This is a genomic window from Streptomyces sp. NPDC059373, from assembly GCF_042751495.1.
Lineage (GTDB): Bacteria > Actinomycetota > Actinomycetes > Streptomycetales > Streptomycetaceae > Actinacidiphila.
This window is the reverse complement of sequence record NZ_JBHYXC010000042.1, coordinates 19,240-31,940: the sequence shown is the minus strand read 5'-3', so window position 1 is coordinate 31,940 and position 12,701 is coordinate 19,240. Positions and strand designations below refer to the sequence as shown.

At 70.7% G+C, this 12,701-nt stretch carries 15 protein-coding genes; 10 read left to right on the top strand and 5 right to left on the bottom strand.

Going from position 1 to position 12,701, the window contains the following annotated elements; translation table 11 throughout:
- Positions 1–27 precede the first annotated feature (27 nt).
- Both ACFXJ5_RS34655 and ACFXJ5_RS34650 read left to right on the top strand, forming a co-directional pair.
- The gene (locus tag ACFXJ5_RS34655) at positions 28–576 is read left to right on the top strand and encodes a TetR/AcrR family transcriptional regulator (RefSeq protein ID WP_384640227.1); all 549 of its coding nucleotides are present in this window, start codon (positions 28–30) and stop codon (positions 574–576) included.
- The gene (locus tag ACFXJ5_RS34650) at positions 573–1,994 is read left to right on the top strand and encodes an MFS transporter (protein ID WP_384640224.1); all 1,422 of its coding nucleotides are present in this window, start codon (positions 573–575) and stop codon (positions 1,992–1,994) included. Before ACFXJ5_RS34655 ends, ACFXJ5_RS34650 begins: the two co-directional genes overlap by 4 nt.
- 30 nt (positions 1,995–2,024) lie before the next feature.
- Here the strand turns inward: ACFXJ5_RS34650 and ACFXJ5_RS34645 are convergent, their stop codons facing one another.
- Positions 2,025–2,729, bottom strand: coding sequence for a lysophospholipid acyltransferase family protein (locus ACFXJ5_RS34645; RefSeq protein WP_384640221.1), 705 nt, complete (start codon positions 2,727–2,729; stop codon positions 2,025–2,027).
- A 212-nt stretch (positions 2,730–2,941) separates the two neighbouring features.
- Here ACFXJ5_RS34645 and ACFXJ5_RS34640 point away from each other — a divergent pair, with 212 nt between their 5' ends.
- From ACFXJ5_RS34640 to ACFXJ5_RS34630, 3 genes are all read left to right on the top strand, one after another.
- On the top strand, positions 2,942–4,102 hold the full coding sequence (locus ACFXJ5_RS34640; RefSeq protein ID WP_384640218.1) for a glycerophosphodiester phosphodiesterase: 1,161 nt from the start codon (positions 2,942–2,944) through the stop codon (positions 4,100–4,102).
- A gap of 74 nt (positions 4,103–4,176) precedes the next feature.
- Positions 4,177–4,686 (top strand): sigma-70 family RNA polymerase sigma factor, encoded by a 510-nt coding sequence (locus ACFXJ5_RS34635; RefSeq protein WP_384640215.1) that lies wholly within the window; start codon positions 4,177–4,179, stop codon positions 4,684–4,686.
- Between the two features lie 116 nt (positions 4,687–4,802).
- Positions 4,803–5,309: a GNAT family N-acetyltransferase gene (locus ACFXJ5_RS34630; RefSeq protein WP_384640213.1), complete on the top strand. Its 507-nt coding sequence runs from the start codon at positions 4,803–4,805 to the stop codon at positions 5,307–5,309.
- A gap of 4 nt (positions 5,310–5,313) precedes the next feature.
- Here the strand turns inward: ACFXJ5_RS34630 and ACFXJ5_RS34625 are convergent, their stop codons facing one another.
- Positions 5,314–5,772 (bottom strand): hypothetical protein, encoded by a 459-nt coding sequence (locus tag ACFXJ5_RS34625; RefSeq protein WP_384640210.1) that lies wholly within the window; start codon positions 5,770–5,772, stop codon positions 5,314–5,316.
- A complete protein-coding gene (locus ACFXJ5_RS34620) occupies positions 5,765–6,133 on the bottom strand; it encodes a hypothetical protein (RefSeq protein ID WP_384640208.1) in 369 nt (122 codons plus the stop codon). The genes ACFXJ5_RS34625 and ACFXJ5_RS34620 overlap by 8 nt, the downstream gene beginning before the upstream one ends.
- 451 nt (positions 6,134–6,584) lie before the next feature.
- Between ACFXJ5_RS34620 and ACFXJ5_RS34615 the strand changes: the two genes are divergently transcribed.
- Genes ACFXJ5_RS34615 through ACFXJ5_RS34605 form a run of 3 tightly spaced genes read left to right on the top strand, consistent with a single transcriptional unit; the run spans position 6,585 to position 9,164 of the window.
- Positions 6,585–7,622 (top strand): methionine ABC transporter ATP-binding protein, encoded by a 1,038-nt coding sequence (locus ACFXJ5_RS34615; protein WP_384640205.1) that lies wholly within the window; start codon positions 6,585–6,587, stop codon positions 7,620–7,622.
- Complete coding sequence (locus ACFXJ5_RS34610) at positions 7,619–8,287, top strand: methionine ABC transporter permease (RefSeq protein ID WP_384640202.1); 669 nt, start codon at positions 7,619–7,621, stop codon at positions 8,285–8,287. The genes ACFXJ5_RS34615 and ACFXJ5_RS34610 overlap by 4 nt, the downstream gene beginning before the upstream one ends.
- A gap of 46 nt (positions 8,288–8,333) precedes the next feature.
- Positions 8,334–9,164: a MetQ/NlpA family ABC transporter substrate-binding protein gene (locus tag ACFXJ5_RS34605; protein ID WP_384640199.1), complete on the top strand. Its 831-nt coding sequence runs from the start codon at positions 8,334–8,336 to the stop codon at positions 9,162–9,164.
- On the opposite strand, the gene ACFXJ5_RS34600 is transcribed toward ACFXJ5_RS34605, so the two are convergent.
- Together ACFXJ5_RS34600 and ACFXJ5_RS34595 are read right to left on the bottom strand one after the other, a co-directional pair.
- Positions 9,148–9,528, bottom strand: a complete 381-nt coding sequence (locus ACFXJ5_RS34600; RefSeq protein ID WP_384640197.1) for an MmcQ/YjbR family DNA-binding protein — start codon at positions 9,526–9,528, stop codon at positions 9,148–9,150. The genes ACFXJ5_RS34605 and ACFXJ5_RS34600 overlap by 17 nt on opposite strands.
- 27 nt (positions 9,529–9,555) lie before the next feature.
- Positions 9,556–10,323, bottom strand: coding sequence for a class I SAM-dependent methyltransferase (locus ACFXJ5_RS34595; protein WP_384640194.1), 768 nt, complete (start codon positions 10,321–10,323; stop codon positions 9,556–9,558).
- A gap of 211 nt (positions 10,324–10,534) precedes the next feature.
- On the opposite strand from ACFXJ5_RS34595, the gene ACFXJ5_RS34590 reads away from it, so the two are divergent.
- Together ACFXJ5_RS34590 and cbiE are read left to right on the top strand one after the other, a co-directional pair.
- A complete protein-coding gene (locus ACFXJ5_RS34590) occupies positions 10,535–11,179 on the top strand; it encodes a GNAT family N-acetyltransferase (protein WP_384640191.1) in 645 nt (214 codons plus the stop codon).
- 107 nt (positions 11,180–11,286) lie between these two features.
- Positions 11,287–12,507: a precorrin-6y C5,15-methyltransferase (decarboxylating) subunit CbiE gene (gene cbiE / locus ACFXJ5_RS34585; RefSeq protein WP_384640188.1), complete on the top strand. Its 1,221-nt coding sequence runs from the start codon at positions 11,287–11,289 to the stop codon at positions 12,505–12,507.
- The last annotated feature ends 194 nt before the right edge of the window (positions 12,508–12,701 follow it).

Genomic DNA, 12,701 nt, shown 5'->3' with positions numbered 1-12,701 from the left:
GTGTCTCATTTGAGTTAGAGTTGCCTCATGAGCTTCGATCGTGAGCAGGTGCTCCGGGACGCGGCGGCACTCCTCTCCCGGCGGGCCACCGCCTCCATGGACGAGATCGCCAGGGCGGCCGGCATCAGCCGCGCCACCCTCCACCGGCACTTCCCCGGCCGCGACTCCCTCGTCCGCGCCCTCGGCGCCCTGGGTATCCAGCAGGTCGAGGAGCGCCTCGACGCCGCCCGCATCGAGGACGGCGACCCCGTCGACGCCGTACGCCGGCTCATCGCCGAGGCGATCCCCGTCTCCGGCTTCCTCGGCTTCCTCTACGGCGAGAACCAGCTCTACGACCTCCCCGAGACCGAAGCCGGCTGGGCCCGCATCGACGCACGCGTCAGCGCACTCTTCCGACGCGGCCAGGAACAGGGCCTCTTCCGCTACGACCTCACCCCCGCCTGGCTCGGCGAGGCCCTCTACGCCCTCATCGCCGCGTCCGGCTGGTCCGTCCAGGAAGGGCGCCTCGCCCCCCGCGACTCCGAGCACATGGTCGCCGAGCTGCTGCTGGGCGGAATGCTGCGGAGGACGTCATGACGACGACCAGTCCTGCCCGCACCGCGCCGCCCGAGCAGGGCCACCTCGCCCGGTGGCTCGCGCTCGGCGTGCTCACGCTCGCGCTGCTGGTCGTCACCGTGGACGCCACCGTGCTCGGCCTGGCCATCCCCTTCCTCACGGCCGACCTGCACCCGTCCTCGACGCAGCTGCTGTGGATCGGCGATGCCTACTCCTTCGTCATCGCCGGCCTGCTCGTCTCCATGGGCGGCCTCGGCGACCGCATAGGCCGCAAGCGGCTGCTCCTCACCGGTGCCGCCGCCTTCGGCGCGCTCTCGCTGCTCGCCGCGTACGCCACGACCCCCGGGCTGCTCATCGCCGCCCGCGCACTGATGGGCGTCGCCGGGGCGACCCTCATGCCGTCCACCCTTGCCCTGATCCGCAACCTCTTCACCGACCCGCGCGAGCGCAGCTTCGCCATCGGCGTCTGGGGCGCGGTCTCCACGGCGGGCGCCGCCCTCGGTCCGGTCGTCGGCGGCATCCTGCTGGAGCACTTCTGGTGGGGCTCGGTCTTCCTGATCAACCTGCCGGTGATGGCCGTGCTGCTGGTGGTCGGCGTCAAGCTGCTGCCCGAGTCCCGCGACCCCGCGCCCGGACCCTGGGACCCGGTCAGCGTCCTGCTGTCCCTGGCCGGGATGGGCGGTGTCGTCTACGCCGTCAAGGACCTCGCCGCGTACGGTCCCTCGCCGGTGCCGCTGGCCGCCGGGGCGGCCGGGCTGGCGTGCCTGGCCGGCTTCGTACGCCGTCAACTGGTGCTGCCCGCGCCGCTGCTGGACATGCGGCTCTTTCGTAACCGGGGCTTCTCGGCCTCCGTACTGGCCGATCTGATGACCGTCTTCGGGCTCGCCGGGATGATCTTCTTCCTGTCCCAGTTCCTGCAGCTCGTCCAGGGCCGCTCACCCCTTCAGGCCGCCCTCGCCGAACTCCCCGCCACGCTCGGTGCCGTCGGCACCGGCCTCGTCGCCGGCGCCGCAGCCCGCCGCTTCTCCGTCCGCACCGTCGTCTCCGGCGGCCTCGCCGCCGTCGGCCTCGCCCTCGCCGCCCTGGCCACCCTCCGCCCCGACTCCGGCTACCTCCTGCTGGGCGTCGCCCTCCTCGCCATCGGCGCCGGCGCGGGCTTCTCCTTCACCGTCACCGCCGACGTCATCCTCTCCAGCGTCCCGCCACGCCAGGCCGGCGCGGCCTCGGCGGTCTCCGAAACCGCCTACGAGCTCGGCGCGGCACTGGGTATCGCCCTGCTGGGGTCCATCGTCACCGGCGCATCCGGCGACTTCACGGCCGGCCTGCGGGCCGCTTCCGCGGTGGGCGCGGCAGTGCTGCTGTGCGGTGCGGTGATGGCCTGGCGTTCGCTGCGGGGGCAGCGCCTGGCCGGAGGCGGATTCGGCCCGTCCGGCGTGTGAGGATCTGCGGGCGGAGGCGAACCCCGGCCGCTATGCGGCCTTCGCGTGGTCGGCGGCGGCAGCCGCCCGCTTGGCTTTGGCCTTGGTGGCGTAGATGTCGACGTACTCCTGGCCGGAGAGCCGCATGACGTCGCTCATGATCTCGTCGGTCACCGCGCGCAGCACGTACCGGTCGCGGTCCATGCCCTCGTAACGGGAGAACTCCAGCGGCTCGCCGAACCGCACGGTGAAGCGGTGCACGCGGGGCAGACCGGCACCGCCGGGCTGGATCTTGTCGGTGCCGACCATGGCGAAGGGCACGACGGGCGCGCCGGTCATGAGGGCGAGACGGGAGACGCCGGTGCGGCCGCGGTAGAGGCGGCCGTCGGGGGAGCGGGTGCCCTCGGGGTAGATGCCGAAGACCTTGCCCTCCTCGAGGAGGCGACGGCCGGTCATGAGGGCGGCGACGCCACCGTGGCCGCCGTCGCGGTCGACGGGGATCATGCCCATGGCGGTGAACCACGTCGCCATGAGGCGGCCCTTGAGGCCCGGTGTGGTGACGTACTCGTCCTTGCCGATGAAGAAGACCTGCCGTTTGACGACCAGCCCCAGGAACATCGAGTCGATGAAGGTGACGTGGTTACCGGCGAGGATGACCGGACCGTCGCCGGGGATGTGCTCCGCTCCCTCGACCTTGGGGCGGAACAGGACGCGCATCACGAGTCCGAGGAGCGCCTTGAGGATGATGCGGGACACGGGAGGCCCTCCGGTCGTGATCGGCGGAAATTCAGATATCGGCGGTACTTCTATGGACGATACTTCCGCCGACCCGTCGAACGCACGCCGGGTTCACACGACCGGTACGCATTGTTGACGTGCGTTTCCGCCTTGTTCCGACCGATGCCGCCTGTACGAAAGCAGTACGCGCCTACGATGCGCCCGTCGTTGCAAGTCAAGAGGGAGTGCTCATGACGCAGGATCAGCAGGGACGCCGGCAGGGACCCGGCCGCAGGACCCTCCTCGCGGGGACCGCCCTCGGGGCCGGCGCCACCGTGCTCGGCCTGCCGGGCGTGTCGAACGCCTCCGAAAGCGGCGCGGCGCCGGTACGCAAGCTTCCGGTACCCGCCGTGATAGGCCACCGGGGTGCGAGCGGCTACCGCCCGGAGCACACCTTCGGCTCGTACCAGCTCGCCCTGGACCTCGGCGCGGACGTCATCGAGCAGGACCTCGTCCCGACGAAGGACGGCCATCTGGTCTGCCGTCACGAGCCGGAGATCGGCGGCACCACGAACGTCGCCGACCACCCCGAGTTCGCCGGCCGCAAGACCACCAAGACCATCGACGGCATCGCCACCACCGGCTGGTTCACCCAGGACTTCACCCTCGCCGAACTCAAGACGCTGCGCGCGGTGGAGCGCCTGCCCTCCGTCCGCCAGCGCAACACCATCTACAACGGCCGCTGGGAGATCCCCACCTTCGAAGAGGTCCTGAAGTGGGCCGACGAGCAGGGCCGCAAGCGCGGTAAGGCCGTCTGGCTGCACAGCGAGACCAAGCACCCGACCTACTTCCGCTCCCTCGGCCTCGGCCTGGAGGAGCCGCTGGCCAAGCTGCTGCGCACGTACGGCCGCCACACGAAGGGCGCCCCGCAGTTCCTGGAGTCCTTCGAGTCCAGCAGCCTGCAGCGGCTCGGCCGGCTCGGCGTCGCCGCCCCCAAGATCTTCCTGCTGGACGTGGCGACCTCGCGCCCCTACGACTTCGTGGCGGCCGGCGACCCCCGCACCGTCGCCGACCTCGTCACCCCGGCGGGCCTGAAGTGGATCGCGAGCTTCGCCCAGGGGATCGGCCCGACGCTGCTGCTGATCATCCCGCGCGACGCCGACGGCAAGCTCACCACGCCCACCACCCTGGTCCCCGACGCCCACTCCGCCGGGCTGGTCCTGCACCCGTACACCATGCGCAACGAGAACCAGTTCCTGCCCACCGAGTACGTCACCGGCACCGACCCCAACGCCTACGGCGACCCCTTCGGCGCCTTCAAGGTCTATTTCGGGACGGGCATCGACGGCATCTTCTCCGACAACGCCGACACCGCCCTCCTCGCCCGCCAGGACTTCGTCAACGGCGCGTGACCCGATCAGCCGCGCACGGGTGGTTTCCCCGCCGCGGGGCAACCACCCGGCGCGGCCGCCGTGTCCCGTACGGCATGACGACGCGCGTACGAGACGACGAACTGACCCGGTTGCGCCCGCTGCTGGCCGCCGAGGCCGCGGCCGAGGCCGTCCCCGGCGGCATCGAGGCCGCCGACCTCGAACAGGCGGTGTGGGTGCGGCTCCTGGAGCTGTCCGAGCCCCCGGCCGACCCGGCGGTCTGGCTGCGCGCCGCCGTACGGGCCGAGGTGCGGCGGGCGGGTCGCCGGCTGCGCCGCGAGAGGCGCCTGGAGCCCGCGCACGCCGGGCCGACCGTCGAGCAGCAGGCGCTCGACGCGGAGCAGCGCCGTGCTCTGCGTGCCGCCGTCGCCCGGCTCCCCGGCCGCTGCCCGGAGCTGATGGCCGCTCTCATCTCCGGTGCCGATCCCACCTATCCGGAGATCGCCCGGGAGTTGGGTATCTCACAGGGCAGCCTCGGCCCGCTCCGTTCCCGGTGCATCGGTTGTCTGCGTACGATCCTCAACACCCGGGTTCGAACCGCTGTAGGCCCGGGTAAGGCACCGTAAACAGTCGGTGCCAACCGGAGGCGGCGCGCACCGGCGCCGGCTTCATCAGGGCAACGTACCGGGCGCAACCCTCACCCTCTCGCGTCCGGGCGGACTCGAAGGGGAGGCCTGCGCACATGGGCATGAGCGTGACCATCTCTACGGCGGCCGAAAGCGACGCCGAGAACATCCTCAAACTCCAGTACCTCGCCTATCAGAGCGAGGCCGCGCTGTACGGCGACTACAGCATCGAACCGCTCACCCAGACCCTCGACGCGCTGCGTGCGGAGCTCGCCGAGGGCACGGTCCTGGTGGCACGGCTGGGTGAGGAGGTCGTCGGCTCGGTACGCGGCGTCGTCGACCCCGACGGCACCGCGCGGATCGCCAAGCTGATCGTCCACCCCCGCATGCAGCGCCACGGCCTGGGCGGACGGCTGCTGCGGGCGATCGAACAGCGGCTGGCGGACGGCACCGAGGCCAAGCGCTATCGGCTCTTCACCGGCCACCGCAGCGAGATCAACCTGCGGCTCTACCGCAAGCTCGGCTACCAGCAGGTCGGCGCGGCCGAGGAGGTCACCCGCCGGCTGAGCCTGGTGTACATGGAGAAGTCGGCGAGCGCGGCGACCTACGCGGCCAGCGCGTAACGCCTCACGCGTCCTGCTGTGGCTGCGGTCCCGACCGGCGCAGCCACAGCAGACCGCTGACGGGGACGATCACCGGCAGGAAGAGATAGCCGATCCCGTAGTCCGACCACACCGTCTGGTCGGGGAAGGCCGATGAGTCGACCACCGTCATCGTGCCGACGACCAGGACGCCGATCAGCTCCACGGTGCAGCTCACCAGCGCCACCCGGCGGGCCGCCTCCCCGCCCCGCCACAGGGCGACGGTGATCACCGCGTAGATGATCCCGGCGACCAGCGACAGCGTGTACGCCAGCGGCGCCTCGTCGAACTGCATGCTGATCTGCACGATGGCACGCGACAGCGCGGCCACGGTGAACACCCCGTACAGGGACAGCAGCAGCCGGCCCGGACCCTGGCCGATCCCGGGTGCCTCCGGTGACTTCGACGTTTCCGGTGTTTCCGGTACCGCGTCGGCCTCAGGCACTGATGCCTCCCCAGATGTCGTACAGCCGCACTTCCAGTACGGCCAGGATGATCCCGCCCGCGGCCACGATGGCCGAGCCCCAGCGGGTGCGCTCGGTCAGCGACATGAATCCGGCGGCCGGGATCGTGCAGACGGCCCCGAGCAGATACGCGACGAAGATCACAGTCCCGTCGTGCGGCTTCTCACCGCGCGAGAGCTTGACCACACCGACCACGAGCTGGACCAGGACGAGCAGTGACACGATCGCCATGCCGATGAAGTGCCAGTCCTTCGTGGACTGGTCCCGGAAGGCGGCGAAACCGCACCAGGCGGCCAGCAGCAGTGCCGTGGCCGAGACGGCGATGGTGAGCGCGTCGAGCATGCGGCGACTCTAATACGGGCAGCAGGAGCGCCCGGAACGCGCGGGCAGTCGCGTCCGGAATGCGGACGGCGGGACCGGATATTGGGACGCTGGACGGATGTCTGCTTTACTGGTCCGCATGACCACGACGAACCGCTGCTGCCGCGCGACCGAGGCGATGACGCCCGGTGTTCGTCGTATGTCTCGAATGTGTGCACGCTGAGGGCCCACGCCTGAGCCTCGCGCCCCGAAGCGAGACCCAACCGCTCCTCCTTGCCACGGATCGCATCCCCATGAAAACGCAGCAGACCATTCGCCGCTGTCGGCTTGCGCACGACCCCCAGCCGCCCGGCAACACGCACTGCTGACCCGCTCATCGCGCCCCACCCGGGGCGGAGCCATGCCGTGATGCCCCCAGACCCCGTGTGCGGCCGAAGTCCGCCGCGCACTCGACAGTGACGGAATTTTCCCAGTGATCACCACAACGGGCCTGACCAAGGTCTACCGTTCGCGCGGCCGTGAAACAGCCGCCCTCGACGGCGTCGATCTGCACGTCCGCGAGGGTGAGGTGTACGGCGTCGTCGGACGCAGCGGCGCCGGCAAGAGCACGCTCATCCGCTGCGTCAACCTGCTGGAACGCCCCACCTCGGGCACGGTCCAGGTCGCCGGTGAGGACCTCACCAGCCTCCCGGGCTCGGCGCTGCGGGCGGCCCGCAGCCGCATCGGCATGGTCTTCCAGCACTTCAACCTGCTGTCCTCACGCACCGTGCAGGACAACGTCGAGCTGCCGCTCGAGATCCTCGGCGTCTCCGGCAAGGAGCGCTCCCGCAAGGCCCTGGAGCTGCTCGACCTCGTCGGCCTGAGCGACAAGGGCAAGGCCTACCCGGCGCAGCTGTCCGGCGGCCAGAAGCAGCGCGTCGGCATCGCCCGCGCCCTGGCCGGCGACCCCAAGGTGCTGCTGTCCGACGAGGCCACCTCCGCGCTCGACCCGGAGACCACCCGCTCGATCCTGCAGCTGTTGCGCGACCTCAACGAGCAGCTCGGCCTCACCGTTCTGCTCATCACCCACGAGATGGACGTGGTCAAGGCGATCTGCGACTCGGCCGCGCTGATGAAGGACGGCCGCATCGTGGAATCCGGCAAGGTCACCGACCTCCTCGCCACTCCCGGCTCCGAGCTGGCCCACGAGCTGTTCCCGGTCGGCGGGCAGCCCTCGGGCGAGGACAGCACCGTGGTCGACCTCACCTTCCACGGCGAGGCCGCCACCGAGCCGGTCATCTCCCAGCTGGCGCGTACGTACAACATCGACATCTCGGTGCTGGGTGCCGCGCTGGAGACCATCGCCGGCCGCCAGGTCGGCCGGATGCGCATCCAGCTGCCCGGCCGCTTCGAGGACAACGTGGTGCCCATCGGCTTCCTGCGCGAGAAGGGCCTGCAGGTCGACGTGGCACCGGTGGGCAAGCCGGCGGAGAACACCGACGACAGCCAGGTCAAGGAGGCCGTGAAGTGACCTGGTCCGAGATGCAGCCGCTGCTGAGCCAGGCGTGTTGGGACACCCTGACGATGGTCGGCTGGGCCGCGCTCATAGCCGTGATCGGCGGGCTGCCGCTGGGCGTGCTGCTGGTCCTCACCGACCGGGGCGGGCTGCTGCGGAACGCCGCCGCGAACAAGGCCGTCGGCGCGATCGTGAACGTCGGCCGCTCGCTGCCGTTCCTCATCCTCCTGATCGCCCTGCTGCCCTTCACCCGCTGGGTCATCGGCACCACCATCGGCGCCCAGGCGATGATCGTCCCGCTCGCGATCGGGGCCATCCCGTTCTACGCCCGGCTGGTGGAGACCTCGGTCCGCGAGGTCGACGGCGGCCTCGTCGAGGCCATCCAGGCCATGGGCGGCAGCACCTGGACCGTCGTACGCAAAGCCCTGCTGCCGGAGTCGCTGCCCTCGCTGATCTCCGGGCTGACCACGACCGTGATCGCGCTCATCGGCTACTCCGCGATGGCCGGAACGATCGGCGGCGGCGGCCTGGGTGACGTGGCCATCCGCTACGGCTACCAGCGCTTCGAGACCAACCTGATGCTCATCACCATCGCGGTGCTGGTCGCCCTGGTCACCATCGTCCAGCTCATCGGCGACCTGGCCGCCCGCGGCCTGTCGCACCGTGCCCGCACCGCGTAATCCGCGTAACCCGCACCCGTAACACCCATGAAGAAAGGCACTTTTCGTGCGTAACACCGTCAAGATCACGACTGCTGTCCTCGCCGCCGCCGGGCTCACCTTCGGCCTGGCCGCCTGCGGCTCGGACTCGGGCTCGGGCTCGGGCTCCAAGGCGAGCGCGAGCGATCCTCTCGTCGTCGCGGCCAGCCCCACCCCGCACGCCGAGATCCTGAACTTCGTCAAGAAGAACCTGGCGAAGAAGGCCGGCCTCAACCTCGAGGTCAAGGAGTTCAGCGACTACGTCACGCCGAACACCGCCACCGAGGACGGCTCCGTCGACGCCAACTACTTCCAGAACCAGCCCTACCTCGACGACTTCAACAGCAAGAAGGGCACCCACATCGTGCCCGTCGTCACCGTGCACCTGGAGCCGCTGGGCCTCTACTCCAGCAAGCTCAAGTCGACCGACGCCATCAAGAGCGGCGCCACCATCGCCATCGCCAACGACGCCGTCAACGAGGCCCGCGGCCTCAAGCTGCTCGCGGCCAACGGACTGATCACCCTCAAGTCCGGCGTCGGCAACGAGGCCACCCCCGCCGACATCACCAAGAACCCCAAGAACCTCACGTTCAAGGAACTGGAGGCGGCCCAGCTGCCGCGCTCCCTCGCCGACGTCGACGCCGCCGTGATCAACGGCAACTACGCCATCTCCGCCGGCCTCAAGCCCGCCCTGGTCCTGGAGTCCGCCAAGAACAACCCCTACGGCAACTTCCTCGCCGTGAAGAAGGGCAACGAGAAGGACCCCCGGGTGCTGAAGCTCAAGAAGCTGCTCACCTCGGCCGCGGTGAAGAAGTTCATCGAGGACAAGTACGACGGGTCGGTCATTCCGTCGTTCTGACGGCGACGCCCGGCCAGTCCAGCACCAGCTGCTGCGCACGCGGCAGTCGCGAGACGATCAGGTCGTACGAGTCCTCGACCATCTCGCGGACCAGGCGGTCGGGCAGCGAACCGTCAAGGGTGACGGTGTTCCAGTGCCGCTTGTTGAGGTGGTATCCCGGCACGATCGCGGGATGCTCCGCCCGCAGCCGCACCGCGAGGTCCGGGTCGCACTTGAGGCTGACCTTCAGCGGGAGGTCGTCCAGGGCGCTGATCGCGAAGATCTTGCCGCCGACCTTGAAGACGGACAGCCCGGGGCTGAAGGGGAACTCCTCCACAGCGCCGTTGAGGCCCAGACAGGCGGCCTTGAGTTCATTCGGGTCCACCCGGCCCATTGAACCCGAGAACGCCGGTCAGCCGAAGCGCACCCAGTACACGTCGGTCGTGTAGGGCAGGTCGATCCGGCCCTCACGCCGCGTCGCGTCGTGCGAGCCGAGGACCGAGAGGACCTCGGCTCGCACGCCTTCCTGCTCCGTCTGGCTCATCACGGCGACATGGCTGGACGACATCATCCGCTCCACCACGTCGGTGACCGTCGTGGGGTGCGGGTTCGGCCAGTGCCGCTCGCTTATCGAGCCCCAGCCGTCCCGCCCCGCGAAGGCCTTCCGCCAGCCGCCGTCCAGCGGGCTCGGCAGATCGCGGGGCGCGAGCCGGAAAATGATGTCCTGGAAGTCGCGGACCCAGGGCACAGAGGTGTCGTAGGTGTTCCACACCAGCGCCAGCGCGCCGCCGGGACGCAGCAGCCGCTCCACCTCGGCCAGCGCGCCCGCCTCCTGGAACCAGTGCCAGGACTGAGCGGCGACCACCGCGTCCGCCGAAGCGTCCGGCAGACCGGTGGCCTCGGCCGTGCCCGCGGTGGCATTGACGCCCGGCAGCAGCTCGGCGAGCCGCTCCCGCATCTCCGCCACCGGCTCGACCGCGACGACCTCGGCGCCGGTCAGCGCGAGCAGCCGGGTGAACTTACCCGTGCCCGCCCCGAGGTCGACCACCGTGCGCCCGGCCTCCAGGGGCAGGGCGTCAGCCAGCTCGGCGAGCGCCGCCATGGGGTACGAGGGGCGGGACCGCTCGTACACACCCGCGGCCCGCTGATATCCGACTCCTGCTGCGTGGTGCACCGTCACGCGCCCAGACGCTAGCAGGACCGTATGACAGGCGTGGTACCGGACCTGCGGAAAGAGCTGTGGAACAGCACGCCAACTGCGCGCGGCGAAGGAACGGTTGGCCGTACTCTTGAACGACGGCCACGGCGAGCCCTACGACCCTGCCCTGCATATGACCCGGCCGATGCTGCATGCTGTGCTCTTCACACCTGCCCTGGCTACGGAGCGGCGAATGACCACCTTTCCGGACATCTCCATCAGTACGGACCGGCTGGTGCTGCGTTCGTTCGAGGAGGCGGACATCCCCGCGCTCGCCGAGATGATGAACGACGAGCTCGTCACCGCCTGGACCTCCGTGCCGGAGCCCTACACCGAGGCCGTCGCCCGCGACTGGGCCACGGTGAGCTCGCACGCGGTGCGCACCGAGGGGCGCGGCATCGTCTTCGCCGTCACCGAGTTCCTGACCCAGCGGCTGGTCGGCATCTGCCACCTGGACAACACCGACTGGCGCATCCGCAGCAGCGAGGTCGGTTACATGATCGCCCCCTGGGCGCGGGGCGAGGGCTACGCCGCCGAAGCCGTGCTCGGCGCGGCCCAGTGGCTCTTCGACGACCAGAAGTTCGAGCGCCTCGAGCTGCGCACAGCCGCCGACAACACCGCCTCGCAGCAGGTCGCGCAGAAGATCGGCTGCATCAGCGAGGGCGTCCTGCGCAACGCCGGCATCGTCCGCAGCCGGCCCGAGGACGACCCCCACGGGCGGTGGGCGGAGATCCGCACCGACCTCATCGTATGGAGCCTGCTGCCCGAGGATCTGGACGGCCCCGACGACCGCTCCGAGGACGGCTCGGACTACCGGGCGTTCGCCGACTGGCACTGAACTCCTGGTGAACGCCCCGGGCCGGCACCCGCGGCGGTCCGGCCCCCGATACCGCCGGGGTAGTGTGCGGTGACAAACGCTTGCGACTCGCCCAGGAGGCAGACCAGATGGCCGACCGGGTCACGGTGATCGGGTGGGACGGTTCGCCGCCGACCGAGGCCGCACGCTCCGCCCTGGGCGCCGCCACCCTGGTGGCCGGGACCCGCCACCACCTCGCCCTGCCGTTCGTCCCGCCGGACGCCGAGCGGATCGTGCTCGGCAGAATCGACCTCGCCGCGGCCCGCATCGCCGGGCACCGGGGCACGGCGGTGGTCCTCGCCGACGGCGACCCGGGCTTCTTCGGCGTCGTACGGGCCCTGCGGGCACCGGAACACGGCCTGGAGGTCGAGGTCGTACCCGGCGTGTCCTCCGTCGCGCAGGCCTTCGCCCGGGCCGGAATGCCCTGGGACGACGCCCGCGTCGTGGTCGCCCAGGAACGCACCCTGCGCCGGGCCGTCAACGTCTGCCGTGCCTACCCCAAGGTCGCCGTCCTCACCGCGCCCGGCGCCGGCCCCGCCGAACTCGCCCTGCTGCTCGGGGGAGTGCACCGAACCTTCGTCATCTGCGAGGCCCTGGGCACCGAGCACGAGCAGGTCACCGTCCTCACCTCCGACAAGGTCGCCGACCACACCTGGCGCGACCCCAACGTGGTGCTCGTCGTGGGCGGCATCACCTCGGCCGCCCCCGCCGTCGCCGGACGCGGCGGCTGGATAGCGGGCCGCGACCCGGGCTTTCCGGGCCCGGTGCGGGGCTGGGCACTGGCCGCCGAGGAGTACGAGCCGGGGTTCCCGGCCGGTGGTGACCCGACGGCGCTGCGTGCCCTCCAGCTCGCCCACCTCGGCCCGCGCACCGGCGACCTGGTCTGGGACATCGGCGCCGGCAACGGCGCGGCCGCCGTGGAGGCCGCGCGCTTCGGAGCCGCGGTCATCGCGGTGGACCGGGAAGCGGACGCCTGCGCCGGGATCGAGGCCGCCGCAAGGAAGTTCGGCGTGCAGGTGCACGTCGTGCACGGCACCGCCCCCGAGGCGCTGGAGGACCTTCCGGAACCGGACGTCGTTCGGCTCGGCGCCGGCTGCGGGGCCGATGTGGTCGCCGCGTGCGTGGCCCGCCGCCCCGAGCGGATCGCGGCCAGCGCCATCAACCGCGACGCCGCCGAGGCCGTCAGCCAGGCCCTGGAGGACGGCGGTTACGCGGTCGAACGGGCACTGCTGCAGGCTGTCGAACTCGATTCCCGATGGGGTGAAACAGAGCGCGCCGTCGCCTTCGCGCTGTGCGGGCACCGACGGTGAAGGCCATGTCAACGGCCGCGTGAACAGCCGCGTGAACGACCGCGTGAAGCGCCGTGCGGGGCGGTGCGTTGCGTCCGCATTTCGGTACTGCCTTCTTCCGGGAAGTGACTCCCCTGTCACCGTAAAAGTCCAGGCCATTGCCCTGATCGACGCGATATTGCGAGGAGCGTCTCACTGAAGCCCCTCGGGCGTAC